The sequence below is a fragment of the Flavobacterium helocola genome (assembly GCF_038289885.1).
Taxonomy (GTDB): domain Bacteria; phylum Bacteroidota; class Bacteroidia; order Flavobacteriales; family Flavobacteriaceae; genus Flavobacterium; species Flavobacterium cheniae.
The window spans coordinates 95,974-110,969 of the sequence record NZ_JBBYHT010000006.1; the positions used below are offsets into that span (position 1 = coordinate 95,974).

The 14,996-nt window shown below is 32.8% G+C and carries 19 protein-coding genes; 12 read left to right on the top strand and 7 right to left on the bottom strand.

Going from position 1 to position 14,996, the window contains the following annotated elements; translation table 11 throughout:
- Window positions 1-79: 79 nt before the first annotated feature.
- From AAEO58_RS12145 to AAEO58_RS12160, 4 genes are all read left to right on the top strand, one after another.
- The gene (locus tag AAEO58_RS12145) at window positions 80-1,054 is read left to right on the top strand and encodes a D-alanine--D-alanine ligase (RefSeq protein ID WP_341683654.1); all 975 of its coding nucleotides are present in this window, start codon (window positions 80-82) and stop codon (window positions 1,052-1,054) included.
- Window positions 1,055-1,057: 3 nt separating this feature from the next.
- Window positions 1,058-1,513, top strand: coding sequence for a pantetheine-phosphate adenylyltransferase (coaD, locus tag AAEO58_RS12150; RefSeq protein WP_341683655.1), 456 nt, complete (start codon window positions 1,058-1,060; stop codon window positions 1,511-1,513).
- 2 nt (window positions 1,514-1,515) lie between these two features.
- Window positions 1,516-1,761: a hypothetical protein gene (locus tag AAEO58_RS12155; RefSeq protein WP_341683656.1), complete on the top strand. Its 246-nt coding sequence runs from the start codon at window positions 1,516-1,518 to the stop codon at window positions 1,759-1,761.
- 277 nt (window positions 1,762-2,038) lie between these two features.
- On the top strand, window positions 2,039-3,577 hold the full coding sequence (locus AAEO58_RS12160; RefSeq protein WP_341683657.1) for a SulP family inorganic anion transporter: 1,539 nt from the start codon (window positions 2,039-2,041) through the stop codon (window positions 3,575-3,577).
- A 34-nt stretch (window positions 3,578-3,611) separates the two neighbouring features.
- Here AAEO58_RS12160 and AAEO58_RS12165 read toward each other — a convergent pair whose 3' ends face one another.
- From AAEO58_RS12165 to AAEO58_RS12175, 3 genes are read right to left on the bottom strand one after another with little or no spacing between them, the layout of a single operon-like run.
- The gene (locus AAEO58_RS12165) at window positions 3,612-4,247 is read right to left on the bottom strand and encodes a class I SAM-dependent methyltransferase (RefSeq protein ID WP_341683659.1); all 636 of its coding nucleotides are present in this window, start codon (window positions 4,245-4,247) and stop codon (window positions 3,612-3,614) included.
- 16 nt (window positions 4,248-4,263) lie between these two features.
- Window positions 4,264-4,995 (bottom strand): DUF4348 domain-containing protein, encoded by a 732-nt coding sequence (locus AAEO58_RS12170; protein ID WP_341683660.1) that lies wholly within the window; start codon window positions 4,993-4,995, stop codon window positions 4,264-4,266.
- 12 nt (window positions 4,996-5,007) lie between these two features.
- Window positions 5,008-6,354, bottom strand: coding sequence for a DEAD/DEAH box helicase (locus AAEO58_RS12175; RefSeq protein ID WP_341683661.1), 1,347 nt, complete (start codon window positions 6,352-6,354; stop codon window positions 5,008-5,010).
- A 282-nt stretch (window positions 6,355-6,636) separates the two neighbouring features.
- Between AAEO58_RS12175 and AAEO58_RS12180 the strand changes: the two genes are divergently transcribed.
- Both AAEO58_RS12180 and AAEO58_RS12185 read left to right on the top strand, forming a co-directional pair.
- On the top strand, window positions 6,637-8,361 hold the full coding sequence (locus tag AAEO58_RS12180) for a M14 family zinc carboxypeptidase (RefSeq protein ID WP_341683662.1): 1,725 nt from the start codon (window positions 6,637-6,639) through the stop codon (window positions 8,359-8,361).
- 8 nt (window positions 8,362-8,369) lie between these two features.
- Window positions 8,370-8,933, top strand: coding sequence for a hypothetical protein (locus AAEO58_RS12185; protein ID WP_341683663.1), 564 nt, complete (start codon window positions 8,370-8,372; stop codon window positions 8,931-8,933).
- 14 nt (window positions 8,934-8,947) lie between these two features.
- Here AAEO58_RS12185 and AAEO58_RS12190 read toward each other — a convergent pair whose 3' ends face one another.
- Complete coding sequence (locus tag AAEO58_RS12190) at window positions 8,948-9,547, bottom strand: NUDIX hydrolase (RefSeq protein ID WP_341683664.1); 600 nt, start codon at window positions 9,545-9,547, stop codon at window positions 8,948-8,950.
- Window positions 9,548-9,554: 7 nt separating this feature from the next.
- Here AAEO58_RS12190 and pyrE point away from each other — a divergent pair, with 7 nt between their 5' ends.
- Together pyrE and AAEO58_RS12200 are read left to right on the top strand one after the other, a co-directional pair.
- Entirely contained in the window at window positions 9,555-10,202 is a 648-nt protein-coding gene (gene pyrE / locus AAEO58_RS12195) for an orotate phosphoribosyltransferase (protein ID WP_133606230.1), read from the top strand.
- A gap of 33 nt (window positions 10,203-10,235) precedes the next feature.
- A complete protein-coding gene (locus AAEO58_RS12200) occupies window positions 10,236-10,628 on the top strand; it encodes a hypothetical protein (RefSeq protein ID WP_026725027.1) in 393 nt (130 codons plus the stop codon).
- Between the two features lie 151 nt (window positions 10,629-10,779).
- On the opposite strand, the gene AAEO58_RS12205 is transcribed toward AAEO58_RS12200, so the two are convergent.
- Window positions 10,780-11,901, bottom strand: a complete 1,122-nt coding sequence (locus AAEO58_RS12205; protein WP_341683665.1) for a cysteine desulfurase family protein — start codon at window positions 11,899-11,901, stop codon at window positions 10,780-10,782.
- 122 nt (window positions 11,902-12,023) lie between these two features.
- On the opposite strand from AAEO58_RS12205, the gene AAEO58_RS12210 reads away from it, so the two are divergent.
- Window positions 12,024-12,530 (top strand): hypothetical protein, encoded by a 507-nt coding sequence (locus AAEO58_RS12210; RefSeq protein WP_341683666.1) that lies wholly within the window; start codon window positions 12,024-12,026, stop codon window positions 12,528-12,530.
- Between the two features lie 84 nt (window positions 12,531-12,614).
- On the opposite strand, the gene AAEO58_RS12215 is transcribed toward AAEO58_RS12210, so the two are convergent.
- Together AAEO58_RS12215 and AAEO58_RS12220 are read right to left on the bottom strand one after the other, a co-directional pair.
- Window positions 12,615-13,175, bottom strand: coding sequence for a Smr/MutS family protein (locus AAEO58_RS12215; protein ID WP_341683667.1), 561 nt, complete (start codon window positions 13,173-13,175; stop codon window positions 12,615-12,617).
- The gene (locus AAEO58_RS12220) at window positions 13,159-13,356 is read right to left on the bottom strand and encodes a hypothetical protein (RefSeq protein WP_341683668.1); all 198 of its coding nucleotides are present in this window, start codon (window positions 13,354-13,356) and stop codon (window positions 13,159-13,161) included. Before AAEO58_RS12220 ends, AAEO58_RS12215 begins: the two co-directional genes overlap by 17 nt.
- A 119-nt stretch (window positions 13,357-13,475) precedes the next feature.
- Between AAEO58_RS12220 and AAEO58_RS12225 the strand changes: the two genes are divergently transcribed.
- The 3 genes from AAEO58_RS12225 (at window position 13,476) to AAEO58_RS12235 (ending at window position 14,986) form a co-directional block, all read left to right on the top strand.
- Window positions 13,476-13,766 (top strand): DUF2752 domain-containing protein, encoded by a 291-nt coding sequence (locus AAEO58_RS12225; RefSeq protein WP_291136740.1) that lies wholly within the window; start codon window positions 13,476-13,478, stop codon window positions 13,764-13,766.
- 11 nt (window positions 13,767-13,777) lie between these two features.
- Complete coding sequence (locus tag AAEO58_RS12230; protein ID WP_133606215.1) at window positions 13,778-14,104, top strand: CCC motif membrane protein; 327 nt, start codon at window positions 13,778-13,780, stop codon at window positions 14,102-14,104.
- A 198-nt stretch (window positions 14,105-14,302) separates the two neighbouring features.
- The gene (locus tag AAEO58_RS12235) at window positions 14,303-14,986 is read left to right on the top strand and encodes a hypothetical protein (protein WP_341683671.1); all 684 of its coding nucleotides are present in this window, start codon (window positions 14,303-14,305) and stop codon (window positions 14,984-14,986) included.
- The last annotated feature ends 10 nt before the right edge of the window (window positions 14,987-14,996 follow it).

The window sequence follows — 14,996 nt, forward strand, 5'->3', positions numbered from 1 at the left end:
ATTTCTTTGGTAAACGAATAAAAGAACGTAAAATCTCAATAAATAATGTAATTTTGTGTATATCAATTTGAAATTTACAATGAAAAACGTAGCCATTATCATGGGGGGTTACTCTAGCGAGTACAAAATTTCGTTAACCAGCGGAAATGTAGTGTTTAACAACATTAATCGTGCAAAATTTAATCCATATCGTATTCATATTTTCAAGGAAAAATGGGTGTATGTGGACGAAAATGATGCCGAATTTCCTATTGATAAAAACGATTTTTCTGTAACTGTAAATGGTTCAAAAATCAATTTTGATGTCGTTTTTAATGCCATTCATGGAACACCTGGCGAAGATGGTTTGATGCAAGCCTATTTCGAATTATTAAATATTCCTCAAACTTCGTGCGATTATTACCAAGCAGCGCTAACGTTCAATAAACGCGATATGTTATCCGTTTTAAAACCTTACGGAATAAAAACAGCAGAATCGTATTATTTGAATTTGGGCGATGAAATTAACGTAGAAAACATTTTAGCGAAAGTGGGTTTACCTTGCTTCGTAAAACCAAATAAATCAGGCTCGAGCTTCGGAATTTCGAAAGTAAAAACTAGAGAAGAATTTCTTCCAGCTATTGAAAACGCTTATAAAGAAGACGACGAAATCATTATTGAAAGCTTCCTTGACGGAACAGAAGTTTCTGTTGGAGTTATAAATTATAAAGGAACAGTTACCGTTTTACCAATTACCGAAATTGTATCCGAAAACGACTTTTTTGATTACGAAGCGAAATATTTAGGTAAATCTAAAGAAATTACGCCAGCAAGGATTTCGGATGAATTGAAAATAAAAATCGAAACGGTTGCCAAAAGAGCTTACGAAGTATTGAAAATGAAAGGTTTTTCGAGAAGTGAATTCATTATCGTAAACAATGAACCTCATATGTTAGAAATGAATACGATTCCAGGCTTAACTACCGAAAGTATTTTACCACAACAAGCAAGAGAAGCAGGAATTTCATTACCTGAATTGTTTGAAAACGCTATTGAATTGGCTTTAAAGAAATAAACTATGAAAAAAGCAATATTTCCAGGTTCATTTGATCCAATTACCAACGGTCATTACGATATTATCAAAAGAGGCGTTTCTTTATTTGATGAAGTAATTGTAGCGATTGGCGTTAATGCTGAAAAAAAATACATGTTTTCATTAGAAGACAGAAAACGTTTTATTGAAGAAGCTTTCAAAGACGAGCCAAAAGTGAAAGTCATCACCTACTCTGGTTTGACAATCGATTTATGTAAAAAAGAAAACGCAGAATTCATCTTACGTGGATTACGAAACCCCGCCGACTTTGAATTCGAAAAAGCCATCGCACACACCAACCGTGTCATGTCTAAAATAGAAACTGTTTTCTTGTTAACCGCTGCTAGAACTTCATTTATTTCTTCGAGTATTGTACGTGATGTATTGAGAAATGGAGGTGATATTTCTAAATTGGTTCCTGAATCGGTAATAAAAAAATAAAGATGAAAATTAAATCATTAATTTGCATTATCCTTTTTCTCAACATAAGCTGTTCAGTTGATGATACAAATACAAATTATAAAAATAGAATTATTGGAAAGTGGGTATTAGTTGATGATGGCTCTGGAACTACTATATCTAATGTTAATAATTGCAGTGATAGTGAATCTATTGAATTTTTAAACAATAATACTTCTGTAAGCCATTATTATTCTGGGGACCCATGTAATTTTAATAATACTACATAATTATGAAATAAATAGTAATATTATAACACAAAATGTTTACGTTGGAGATGAACCTTATGGATATACATATACCAATAAAGCTACAATTGAGGTTTTAGACGAAACAAATTTAGTTTTACATTACTTTTATACTAGTACTGAAGGTGATTTTCCAAAATGGGCAATAATAAAAAACACATATATTAGAATAGATTAATTCAAATCTATTTTAATGGTACTTTGCTTTAAATTTGAAAACCTTACTTTTGCATTTTAAATTACCAAAGCAAAAATTTACATGCAGAAAGTATTCAATCTATTCGATTTTAAACAAAAAGTAGACTACAAAATTGAAATTTTAGCAGGCTTAACGGTTGCTATGACCATGATTCCTGAATCCTTATCCTTTGCAATTTTAGCTGGCTTTCCTCCTCTTGTTGGATTATATGGAGCATTTATCATGGGATTAATTACGGCTATTTTTGGCGGTCGTCCTGGTTTAATTTCTGGAGGGGCTGGTGCAACGGTAATTGTTTTAATCGCCTTGATGCAATCGCACGGATTAGAATATGTGTTTGGTGCTGTGGCTTTGGCAGGGGTTATTCAAATTATTGTAGGATTATTCAAATTAGGCAAATTCATCCGATTGGTACCACATCCTGTAATGTTTGGTTTCGTAAATGGATTAGCGGTTATTATTTTCATGTCGCAATTTGAACAATTCAAACAAGTTAACGATGGAACTTCAGAATGGCTTTCGGGTTCGCCATTGCTAACGATGAGTGCTTTAGTAGCATTAACCATTGCTATTATTCTTATTTTTCCAAAAATCACTAAAGCTGTTCCAGCTTCATTAGTTGCTATTATAGTTGTATTTGCAGTTGTGATAGGTTTCAATATCGATACTAAACAAGTAGTTGATATTGCTTCTGTTAGCGGTTCCTTACCTCCTTTTCATATTCCAGAAATTCCATTTACTTGGGAAACTTTCATGATTATTTTGCCTTATGGAGCCATTATGGCAGCTGTTGGTTTAACCGAAGGCTTGTTAACGCTAAATTTAGTAGATGAAATTACAGCTACCAAAGGAAACAGTAACCGTGAATGTTTAGCACAAGGTGGCGCCAATATTGCCAATGGTTTTTTCTACGGAATGGGTGGTTGTCCAATGATTGCGCAAACGTTAGTGAATTTATCCGCAGGTTCGCGAGCTCGTTTATCTGGAATTGTTGCGGCTTTAACTATTTTAATTATTATTTTAGTCGGAGCGCCAATTATCGAGTTGGTTCCAATGGCGGCATTGACTGGCGTGATGATTATGGTTGCGATAGGAACTTTTGAATGGGCAAGTTTTAAAGCGTTTACCAAAATGCCAAAAGCGGATATTTTAGTAATGGTAATTGTTACTTTGATTACAATTTTCTTGCATAATTTGGCCTTAGCGGTTTTGGTTGGAGTAATTATTTCGGCTTTAATTTTTGCTTGGGAAAGTGCAAAACGCATTCGTGCCAGAAAATATGTTGATGAAAACGGTGTAAAACATTATGAATTATTTGGACCACTTTTCTTTGGTTCAACCACTGCATTTGCTGAAAAATTTGATGTAAATAACGACCCAAATGAAATCATAATCGATTTTGCCGAAAGTAGAATTTCCGATATGAGCGCGATTGATGCAGTTAACAAAATAACAGAACGCTATGCAAAATTGGGTAAAACCGTACATCTAAAACACTTAAGTTCTGATTGTATCGATTTACTAAAAAATGCAGAAGCAATAATTGATGTTAATATTCTTGAAGACCCAACGTATAAAGTTGCGGTTGAGAAAGTGTAAGTTATACTGAACTCGTTTAACTTGACGAAAACTACTAATTCTCAAACACAATCAATTTCTCTTTGATAATTAAATTCGAAAAGTGAAATTCGGTTTTTATCCATTCCAAAGTTTTGAGTTGGTAAATGAAAACATGGGTGAAATCATCTTTATAATACCAATTTTCAAAAGGCGTTTGATGGTTATAAACTGCTGTTTTGCAATATAATTTTCCTTTCGGAAGTAATAAGCTTTTCAATAATTCAAATTCTTGATACGGATGATGAAAATGCTCCATTACTTCGCAACACGAAACGTAATCGTATTTTTCTTTTAAAAGTGATGGTTCTTTTGCAAAAAACAAATCGTAATTCTGTACTTGATAGCCTTTATCCGTCAACATTTTAGCAATCACTGGACCCGTTCCTGAACCAAAATCCAGACCTTTAGCTTCTGGAGAAAAATCGTTCAATATAGCGTTGACTATTGGTGAAACAAACGCTTGGTAGCGCTCGTCAAAAACATCATTGTTATGTTTTTCGTAATGCGATTTTTCTTCTTCAGCGGTTAAAAAAGTGTATTTAGGTCTGAAAATGCCATCGCAAGTATTACATTTATAAAACAAATGTTTAGGCTTTTCGCAAAAAAGCGTTGCTATGGAATTACATAATGGACAAGTTGGAGAAGTCATAAATCAAAATTATTGATTAAGTTGAATAATCTTCTGTTTTAACCAAAAACCAGTCATTATTAACTCTTTTGAAAGTGAACTTTATTAAAATTCCATTCCCGATTCCTCTGTAATAAATATTTCTAAAAACATTATTTGAATCAATATTTGCAAAAAAAAGTAAACTTTCTATTTCTTCAACAAGATTAAAATGATTCCATTTTTCTTTTTCTATTTTCTGTGAAATGGTCTGATAATCATCATCAAGAGAATAATCTTCTAAGGGAAATAAAATGTGTGATTTTTGATAAATACTATCTTTTGAGAATTTCATTAAAAAATCAACAAACTTTTTTTCGGGCAAACTATTAATGGAAATAGTATTAGAACCAGAAAAAGTCCATTTATTATCTATCTTTTCAAACTTATACTTTAAATTTTTAACTTTTTTAAAATCAAGGATTATCAAATCTTGTTTGTCTGAAAGGTTTTTTTCTTCAAAAACAGATAATGTGTCCGAGTTCAAGTAAGCGACAAAATCTTTCGATGAGAAAAAATTATAATCAATAGAATTGTCTTTATTGCTATTTTGAAGTCTTTTATCAAAAATAAAACTTTCAAAAAATTCCATAAAAGAAGTTGTATCTATAGAAACAGTAGAATTTTCCTGATTCATTTCTTCTGCTTTTTCCTGAAAACCTTCTAACTTTTTGTCATCAGATTTACATGAAAACAAACTAAATATTAGAATTAAAATCAAATATTTCATAGACCAACCAATTTACTCCTCCTCTTTCTTAATCACCTTTCTCGCTACTTCAATTTTATACTTTTTCCCTTTCATTTTCTCTTCTTTGATGTTTTGCAATAACGATTTTACTTTTGGATATTTTACCGCTACAAAAGAAATAAAATCTTTTACTTCAATTAATCCAATATCGTCTTTTTCTAATTTTCCTTTTTGCGAAAAGAAACCTACAATGTCAATTTTATTCAACTTATTTTTCTTTCCTCCGCTGATGTAAAGCGTTTGAAACAAAGGCGCTTTTGGCAATGATTTCGCATTAGAAACATCTAATCTACGTTTGCCGTAATCAAAATAATCGGATTTCTTTTCGGTTTCGTGAATTAGCACATAAGCGGTTCCTGTTGCTAACATACGAGCAGTTCTTCCGTTTCTGTGGGTGAATTCGTCTTCTTTTGCGGGTAAATGGTAATGAATAACGTGTTTCATTTCTGGAATATCCAAACCACGCGCACCCAAATCGGTTGTAATTAAATACGAAACACTTCCATTTCTGAACTGAATCAACGCTCGTTCGCGTTCGTCCTGATCCAATCCACCGTGATAAAACGTAGAAATAATCCCTTTTGCTGTTAGCATTTCATGAATACGCTCAACCGCTTCTCTGTGATTACAAAATATAATAGCAGCTTCAGAATTTAACGAACAAATCAATTGAAACAACGATTCGATTTTGTCTTTCGATTTCGAAAAAACAATACGAACATCTAAATTATCGTTCTGTTTTTGGTTCGGAATAAAATCGATTACTTTCGGATCAATTACTTTGGTATATTTCGGAATTTCCACGCCAGAAGTCGCAGAAACTAAAATTCGTTTATTGGCTTTAGTGATTTTTCCAATGATATATGACATTTCCTCGTGAAACCCCAATTGCAACGATTTGTCAAACTCGTCTAAAACATAGGTTTTAACGTTTTCAGTAGCAAAACTATTGCGTTCTATATGATCGGCAATTCTACCCGGAGTTCCAATTAACAAAGCTGGTGGATTGCTTAAATTTTTGAATTCAGTTTCTATCGAGTGACCTCCATAACACGTATTGACTTTGTAATGTGTACCCATTTTTTTCCAAACTTGTTCAATTTGCAAACCTAACTCGCGAGAAGGTACTAAAATTAAGCATTGCACGCCTTTTACGTCTTCTTCTAATAATTGAAAAATAGGCAACAAAAACGCTAATGTTTTCCCCGAACCTGTAGGAGAAAGCAATAAAATATTATCTTCATTCAAAATAGCATGTTGCGCTACTTCTTGCATTTTGTTTAAACTTTGAATACCAAGATTCAATAGTACATTGTTGGAATATGGATTTTGACTCATGCGGCAAAGATAAAGCCAATTATTTAAAAAAGTATTTAATTGCCACGGATTACTCAGATTTACACGGATTATTTCTATAAAACAACCTCAAATCCTCTCAACCCTTTAATCTGTGGCTAAAATTTCTCAATATAATCGCCAAGAAATAAAAAGATTAACACAGATAATTTATACAAAACAATATTAAATCCTTTCAATCCTTTAATCTGTGGCTAAAAAACCAAATTATTAATTCTACCTCAAAAAGATTCTTTATTTTTGAAAATCAAATCAAATTCAACTATGCGTTTTTTAAAAATAAGTTTGCTTTTCTTTTCGATTTCCGTGTTTTCACAAAACGATTTATCTACGCCTTTTGAACGTGGTAATGGCAACCAATCTACTACTTATGAAGAATGTATTGCGTTTTATGAAAAATTAGACGAAAGTTTTGCCAACATCCAAATAATTCACAAAGGAACTACCGATAGCGGAAAACCTTTGCATGTAGTGCTGTTTTCAAGCGAAGGTAAATTTGATTTTGACGAATATTTTACTAAAAATAAAGCGGTAATTTTAATCAACAACGGAATTCACGCTGGTGAACCTGACGGAATTGACGCTACCATGATGTTGATGCGCGATTTGGCCACAGGAAAAATAAAAACGGCTAAAAACACTTTAATTGCTGCTATTCCGGTGTATAGTGTGGGTGGAATGTTGAACCGAAATTCACATTCCAGAGCCAATCAAAACGGACCAGAAGAATATGGTTTTAGAGGAAATGCTCGAAATTATGATTTGAATCGCGATTTCATTAAATCGGACACTAAAAATTCGAGAAGTTTTCAAAAGTTGTTTACCGAGTTAAATCCCGATATTTTCTTAGATAATCACGTTTCCAATGGTGCTGATTATCAATATACGTTTACTTGTATTGCGACCCAACACGAACGTTTGGGAAACAAATTAGGCAATTATTTTATCAACGAATTGTATCCTTCGGTGGTGAAAGACATGGACAAAAAGAAAATCGATGTGGTTCCGTATGTAAATGTGCACAGCACCACGCCTGATAAAGGTTTTGAGCAATTTACTGATACCCCAAGATATGCCACAGGTTATTCAACTTTATTCCACACGTTAGGGTTTGTTCCAGAAACACACATGTTGAAAGTATATAAAGAACGTGTGAAAGTGACTTACGAATTTATGGTAAGCACGATTAATTTCGCAGACTCAAATTGGCAAAAAATCAAGCAAATACGAAAAGACGCATTGAACGAATATCAAGCAGGAATGCAATATCCATTAGATTGGGCAATTGATTCAACGAAAGTGTCTTATATAGATTTTAAAGGCTATCAAGGTGGTTACAAACCAAGTGATGTTTCAGGAAAAGACCGTTTGTTTTATGACAAAAGCAAACCGTTTACCAAGAAAATTCCGTTTTATGGGAATTATAAACCTACGAAATTTGTAAATATTCCAAAAGCGTATATTATTCCGCAATCGCAATGGCAAGTTTTGGATATTTTGAAATTGAATAATATCAATGCCGAACGTATTCAAAAAGATACGATAATTGAAGTAGAATCGTATAAAATTGAAAGTTATCAAACCTCAAAATCGCCTTACGAAGGACATTACGGACATTACAATACGAAAGTGTCTAAATCGACTCAAAAAGTGAAGTTTTTCATGGGCGACTATGTATTTTACACGAATCAACCAGGTGTGAAATATTTAGTAGAAACCTTAGAACCAGAAGCGGTGGACAGTTATTTCAATTGGAACTTCTTCGACCCTATTTTACAACAAAAAGAATATTTTTCGAGTTATGTTTTTGAAGATTTAGCCAAAGAATTCTTGGATAAAAATCCAAAAATCAAAGCCGAATTAGAACAAAAGAAACAAAACAACAAAACTTTCGCGGAAAACGGCGCAGCGCAATTGGATTGGTTGTACAGACAATCGCCTTATTATGAAAAAGCGCATTTGCAGTATCCGGTATATAGAATTAACTAAAATAGTATATGTTAGAAAAATTAGATTTCAGAAAAGAGGAAGTGACTTTCTCAAATGTAGAAAACAAATTGATAATTAAAAAAGCTTCCAATACAAACCTAACATCAGTTGTGTTATTTGGACTTTTTAGTCTATTGATTATAAACTCAGTTTTCTCATATTTAGATGAAGGAAATGGAATTGCTAACTTTATAATGTTAATTATCGGAATTTGGTGTTTTAGAAAATTCTTGTGGGAATTAAGAGGTTACGATATTATTGAAATTGGGAATAATTACTTAAATATCAAAAAGAAAGGTAGTTTTTTGATGTTTAATAATAAATACGAAATATCAAAGATTAAAAATGTAAAATACAAAATTGAATCTTATAAAGATTTTTCAACTATTGGTTTTAATATTGGAGAAATGTTTTCACTTTATCTGAATATGATTGGAATGGAAAGCGGTGATATTCTATTTAAATATGATTATCAAACTATAAGCGTTTTTCATGGACTTAGTATAGTAGAAAAAATAAAAATTGTAGACGAAATTAATGCTAAAACCTCTTTAACAAATATCGAAAAATAAATTTTATTTAAAATCTAAACCACTTTCTCCGCCTCAAACAACAGCTTAATATTCTCGTACGAGTTTTCTAAAAGAAACTTAATATCCTTTGGATTCACCCATTCTACACGTTCTATGCCTTCATCGGCTTGACCTTGCGGTATGCCTTCGTATTTGGTGCGCATTTCAAACCATTGCGTAATTTTTAATTTGTAGCGACCGTTTCTTTTGAAAATATGATATGTCTTTTGGAGTTTATCTGTAATTACTAATCCGTTTACACCGGTTTCTTCCTCTACTTCGCGCATAGCGGTTTCTTCAATGGTTTCGTTTTTTTCAGTGCCGCCTTTTGGTAAATCCCATTTGCCGTTTCTGAAAATAAAAAGCACATCGCCGTCTTTGTTGTAAACCAAGCCACCACCCGCTTTTTCAACAGGTAATTTGGCACGAAGCGTTTTCATGATTAACTTTTCATCGGGATGATACAGAAACGCTTTCTGAATTTTATGCTGAAAAATTTTAACAATCAACTTCTTGATATCAACACTTTCTAATAAAAAAAGTTTGAAATCAGTCTCCTTTTGAACTTGATTTGTCAAAAAAAGTGGCTTATCGTTCACAAAAACTTTATACATTTGCAATATGATTTTTAACAACAACACAGCACAACAAACAGCCGAATTGCTTTTACAAATAAACGCAATTAAATTAAATTCTAAAAATCCTTTTACATGGGCTTCAGGCTGGAAGTCTCCGATTTATTGTGATAACCGCATAATCCTTTCATTTCCAGCGGTTAGAAATTATATTCGCGATGAATTTGCCAAACATATTGAAGAAAAATTTGGCAAACCCGATGTAATTGCAGGCGTTGCAACTGGTGCAATTGGAATTGGTATACTTGTTGCAGAAGCAATGGGACTGCCTTTTGTATACGTTAGACCTGAACCAAAAAAACACGGAAGACAAAACCAAGTAGAAGGTTTCTTGCAAAAAGGACAAAATGTAGTTGTCGTAGAAGATTTAATTTCAACAGGCGGAAGTAGTTTGTTAGCCGTAGAAGCTTTACGTAACGAAGGTGCTAATATCAAAGGAATGGCAGCGATTTTTACGTATGGTTTTCCAGTTTCAAAAGAACGTTTTGAAGCAGCCAATTTGGATGTTTTCACGTTAAGTAATTACGAAAACTTATTACAAAAAGCAGTTGACAAACAATATGTTTCGGAAAACGAACTGGAAACATTGAGTGCTTGGAACGCCAATCCTGCAGAGTGGAACGTAGAAGTTTAAACAAAAAAAGATCAACAATAAATAAAAAAACATATGAACTTAGAAAGTCCAAAAGTAAACGTAGCAAAATCGGCTGAATATTTATTCAACGCTTTGAACGACGTAAAGAATTTTGAAAAATTAATGCCTGAAAATATCGCAAAATTTGAAGTAATCGACGAGAATTGCTTTGAATTCGGATTAAAAGGTATGCCAGAAATTAAATTAGTTAAAAAAGGTGGAACTCCAAACTCACAAATCGTTTTAGGAGCGGCTTCAAGCAAATTACCTTTTACCTTAACTGGAAACTTAAACGCAATTGACGCTGACAATACAGAAGTACAATTAGCTTTTGAAGGTGATTTCAACCCAATGATGGCAATGATGATCAAAGGACCAATCACAAAATTTATTGAGACATTGGCTCAGAATATGGGGAAATTGTAGTTTCCTGAATAACTTATTGAACACGAATTGCATGATTTAATTGATGTAATTCGTGTTTTTTTTATTGCTTTTTGTCATCCTGAACTTGTTTCAGGATCTTTTCTTATATTTTTGAGATGCTGAAACGAGTTCAGCATGACAGAAGTTTTATTTAAGCAGTTTTCAAAGCCTCAACTAGCAAATCAATATCTTCTTTAGTATTAAAATGACTGAAAGAAATACGTAAACTTGGTTTTTTAGCTTCTTCTGGTGGTAAAAATTCGGCTAAAACGTGCGATGGTTTGATACTTCCACTTTGACAAGCGCTTCCGCGTGAAACAGCAATTCCTTTCATATCTAAAGTAAATAACAACATTGATGTCTTTTCTTCTGATAATGGTAATTGCACATTCAAAAGGTTATAAAACGTGTTTTCTCCGTTGATTTTAACTTCTGGAAATATATTTTTCAATTCTGAAAAGCAGTAGTTTTTTAAATCGGAAATGTAATTGGTATCGTTTTCTAAATTCTCGCAAGCCAATTCTAACGCTTTTGCCATTCCTACGACTTGATGTACAGCTTCAGTTCCAGCACGCATGCCTTTTTCTTGTTCGCCGCCAAAAATCATCGGTTGTAGCATTGAATTCTTTTTCAAATACGCAAACCCAATTCCTTTTGGACCATGAAATTTATGTGCACTTGCTACTAAAAAATCGATTCCTAACTCTTGTACATCTAAATTTGCTTTTCCAACAGATTGCACCGTATCGCAATGGAAAAGCGCTTTTGCATACTTGCATAGGTCTGAAACACGTTTAATGTCTAAGATCGTTCCTATTTCGTTATTAACGTGGATTAATGATACTAATGTTGGAACATCTGAATGTAATTTAGCCGCTAAATCTTGGTAATCGATGTTTCCGTTTGGTAAAATGGTAATGTATTCAACTTGAATTCCGAATTCCTTTGCTAAATGTTCGGCCGTATGTAACGTAGCGTGGTGCTCGATTTTAGTCGTAATAATGCGTTTAATTCCCAAATCTTTAACAGCACTAGTTAGAATCCAATTTGTGGCTTCTGTAGCGCTTGATGTAAAAATAATTTCTGAAGCTTGTGCATTTAGTAGTTTAGCAATGGATTTTCGGGATGATTCTAACAAAGTCTTGGCACTTCTCCCAAAACTATGCGTTGAAGATGGATTCCCGAAATCATTTTGAAGCACGTTCATCATTGCAGTAATAACTTCTGGATGAATAGGCGTGGTTGCGGCGTTATCTAAATACACTTTTTTCATGTCGCAAAGATACAAATCATTTTATTTTGGAAGTCTTAAATTCAATTCGTGTTGAAATTAACAAACTTTAGCAAATTAATAAATTAAAACCTTTATTTTTGTTGCATAAATTCGATGAATAAATGAAAAAACTTATAGTTTTAGTAGCCTCAGTTTTTATGCTACATGCCTGCGATGACGGCGATATTACGTTAGAATCTTTTAATTTTGATACGGTTAACATTCAAGAATGCACAGATAATAATTTGATTTTCAAAATCAATGGGAATGAAATGTTGTTACTCAATATTCCAGAATCGAGTTTTCCAACTGATGAAACTCCCGATGGTAGTCCAGAAATAATTGATGTAATTTCAACCAACCAAATTATATACAGAATTTATTCTGGAAATGTAACAGATGATAGTATTTGCGATTTAATTCCACCGGCAAGTCCAACTGTTCAAGACGAATGGAATGCTACTGGCGGAACAATCGAAATTATTACTGATGCGCTTTATGCTATAGATGGAGTTACAATAACTGGATATACTCACAATATTAAATTCGTAAATGTGAACTTTTCTGGAAGTTCAAATTCGTTTAGTTTTACGGAATATAATTTTGGTAATTACGAAACCGATTTATAAAATTTTCAACTAAAAAAGTAAAGGACTATTCAATTTTGAGTAGTCCTTTTTTTATTTCTAGAAGTGAAATTTTAGTCCAAAATCTTACTTTACATTTTGCTTAATATAAACTTCAGTAGCTCCCAAACCATATTTTTGATAGTTCGCATCTTGGAATGAAATGGTGTCATAGCGACCCAACATAAAATCCAATTCGGCCTTCAAAACACCTTCACCAACACCATGAATAAAGACCACTTTTGGCATTCGATTTTTGATAGCAAAATCGAGTTGTCTTTTTGCGGTTTCCATTTGCAAAGTTAGGATATCATAGTTGCTCATTCCACGTTTTGAAGGCACTAATTTTTCGATGTGCAAATCAACTTCTAAGACAAATTCATCCTTACGAGAACGCTTTTCTTTGACAAAACTGCGCTTTTTTGGCTCTTCTTTATCCCTTAAAACAGAACCTAAACTTTGAATTGAGAAAAAACCACTTAAATCATTGGAATTGTTTATTTTAACCAACTCGTTGACAAAAAATGTCATCACAAATTTATCAGTTGTTTCCACTGAAATTTCATTGTTTTGAACCTTAATTACTACTCCAGAGATGTCGTCGTCTAAAACCGCAACCTTATCTCCTATTTCAAATTTCTTTGTCATTTTCTTCTTCGTTTTCTCCATCATTTTTTGATGGAATTTTCTTCATCAATCTAAATAATCCAAACATAAAAACAGCCATTGCTCCTATCATAATAAATCGATTTGGAGCTGGTTTTGATTGTTCAATCATAGCAAAAATTCCGACTGCTGCGAACATCAAAATGTACAAAAATTGCTTCATATTTCTTTCTCTTAAAAAATACTTTTTTCTGGTTTCAAAAATAGTCTTTTTAAATTTAGTATTTGATTGTGAACTTTTTTTTGTAAACTTGTAAAACAAATCTGATTGTAAAAAGCGGTATGGAAGAACATATGTTGCCTTGTATGAACAAACAACTTTTTGGAGTTGAATGTCCGGGTTGTGGCACACAAAGAGCCATTGCTTTTTTATTAGAAGGAGAATTTTATGAAGCCTTTAAAATCTTTCCTGCTATCTATACTTTAGGTTTATTTTTTATTCTTTTAGGTCTACACCTATTAGACAAGAAAAGAAATTATGCTAAATTAGTTATCGCTAGCGCTATTTTAAATGGTGCTGTAATTCTAATAGCTTATTTTATCAAAATTTATTTCAATACCGTAACCAATTAAACTTTATCAATATGGAAAATCAAAAATTACCTAATGCCACCGCAGTACTTATTCTGGGGATATTTTCAATCTTAACTTGTTGTTGTTATGGAATTATTAGTATTATCCTTGGAGCTATTGGATTAGTTTTAGCAAATAAAGATGCTAAACTATATGCCGAAAACCCGAGTGCATACACTAACTATAACAATTTGAAAATAGGTAAAATTCTAAGTATCATTGGAATTGCATTAGGAGTTATTTACTTAATTTATGTAATATTTTTATTCTCTACATTAGGAATGGAAGGTATTGAACAAATGCAACAAGAAATGATGAGAAGATACGGATCACAATAAACATAAGAATTTTTATATCACTAAAAAGAACGCTATCAACAAGTTAGCGTTCTTTTTTTTATTTAATAACAACTCATTAACAAATTGTTTACAACACTTTTTTTGAGTTTGGCACAGCAATTGGAAATACCTAATCAAGCAACAAGTTTTAGAAACGAGTTTTAAAATAAAATTGCCCAACTTTTAAATTGTTGTATCATGAAAAAAATTACACTTTTAGTAGTAGCCAGTATCCTTCTGGTAGGGAACTTGGCTTTAGCGTCAGAAAACCCTGTTTTTTCTGACAACACAAACAGAAGAGGTTATTACATCGATTATAGAGATGCAGAACCAATTATCTTCAGAGAACGTGGTATTGAGTTTATGTTGTTTCCAAATGGAGAATTTGATTTCAACACAAGACCTTCAGGACCAAGACATCATGTAAACGGAACAAATGGTGCTCCCGGAACTAGAGGTTATTACGGCCCTTCTGAAAGAGGAATCCGTGTAGAACACGATAACTTTGGTAGAGTAAGACGCGTAGGAAATGTTTACATCAACTACGACGCTTTTGGAAGAGTAAAACGTATTGGAACTATTTATATGAGCTATAACAGTTTTGCTGTAACTAAAGTAGGTAACATGCGAATTGTTTACGACAGAAGAGGACGAATTGTAGATGTATATGGTTTTATCAACCACGCTAACGGCGGATACAACTACAACCCTGGAACTCATTACTCAAGTGGAAATGGCGGTTATGGTTACGGAGATGATAATGGAGACGACTATAATGACGATGACTATTACTACTACAGAAAAGACGGTTCTAAAGCAAAAATGTCTGATGATGACGTAAAAGAAATCAAAAGAGAAACTTTAGAAGTTAAAAGAAAATAAAAATTGGTTG

What these genes read in the sequence shown, in the direction of transcription:
- AAEO58_RS12145 (WP_341683654.1), top strand. Translation starts at nt 80, where the DNA reads ATGAAAAACGTAGCCATTATCATGGGGGGTTACTCTAGCGAGTACAAA.
- coaD (WP_341683655.1), top strand. Translation starts at nt 1,058, where the DNA reads ATGAAAAAAGCAATATTTCCAGGTTCATTTGATCCAATTACCAACGGT.
- AAEO58_RS12155 (WP_341683656.1), top strand. Translation starts at nt 1,516, where the DNA reads ATGAAAATTAAATCATTAATTTGCATTATCCTTTTTCTCAACATAAGC.
- AAEO58_RS12160 (WP_341683657.1), top strand. Translation starts at nt 2,039, where the DNA reads ATGCAGAAAGTATTCAATCTATTCGATTTTAAACAAAAAGTAGACTAC.
- AAEO58_RS12165 (WP_341683659.1), bottom strand. Translation starts at nt 4,247, where the DNA reads ATGACTTCTCCAACTTGTCCATTATGTAATTCCATAGCAACGCTTTTT.
- AAEO58_RS12170 (WP_341683660.1), bottom strand. Translation starts at nt 4,995, where the DNA reads ATGAAATATTTGATTTTAATTCTAATATTTAGTTTGTTTTCATGTAAA.
- AAEO58_RS12175 (WP_341683661.1), bottom strand. Translation starts at nt 6,354, where the DNA reads ATGAGTCAAAATCCATATTCCAACAATGTACTATTGAATCTTGGTATT.
- AAEO58_RS12180 (WP_341683662.1), top strand. Translation starts at nt 6,637, where the DNA reads ATGCGTTTTTTAAAAATAAGTTTGCTTTTCTTTTCGATTTCCGTGTTT.
- AAEO58_RS12185 (WP_341683663.1), top strand. Translation starts at nt 8,370, where the DNA reads ATGTTAGAAAAATTAGATTTCAGAAAAGAGGAAGTGACTTTCTCAAAT.
- AAEO58_RS12190 (WP_341683664.1), bottom strand. Translation starts at nt 9,547, where the DNA reads ATGTATAAAGTTTTTGTGAACGATAAGCCACTTTTTTTGACAAATCAA.
- pyrE (WP_133606230.1), top strand. Translation starts at nt 9,555, where the DNA reads ATGATTTTTAACAACAACACAGCACAACAAACAGCCGAATTGCTTTTA.
- AAEO58_RS12200 (WP_026725027.1), top strand. Translation starts at nt 10,236, where the DNA reads ATGAACTTAGAAAGTCCAAAAGTAAACGTAGCAAAATCGGCTGAATAT.
- AAEO58_RS12205 (WP_341683665.1), bottom strand. Translation starts at nt 11,901, where the DNA reads ATGAAAAAAGTGTATTTAGATAACGCCGCAACCACGCCTATTCATCCA.
- AAEO58_RS12210 (WP_341683666.1), top strand. Translation starts at nt 12,024, where the DNA reads ATGAAAAAACTTATAGTTTTAGTAGCCTCAGTTTTTATGCTACATGCC.
- AAEO58_RS12215 (WP_341683667.1), bottom strand. Translation starts at nt 13,175, where the DNA reads ATGACAAAGAAATTTGAAATAGGAGATAAGGTTGCGGTTTTAGACGAC.
- AAEO58_RS12220 (WP_341683668.1), bottom strand. Translation starts at nt 13,356, where the DNA reads ATGAAGCAATTTTTGTACATTTTGATGTTCGCAGCAGTCGGAATTTTT.
- AAEO58_RS12225 (WP_291136740.1), top strand. Translation starts at nt 13,476, where the DNA reads ATGGAAGAACATATGTTGCCTTGTATGAACAAACAACTTTTTGGAGTT.
- AAEO58_RS12230 (WP_133606215.1), top strand. Translation starts at nt 13,778, where the DNA reads ATGGAAAATCAAAAATTACCTAATGCCACCGCAGTACTTATTCTGGGG.
- AAEO58_RS12235 (WP_341683671.1), top strand. Translation starts at nt 14,303, where the DNA reads ATGAAAAAAATTACACTTTTAGTAGTAGCCAGTATCCTTCTGGTAGGG.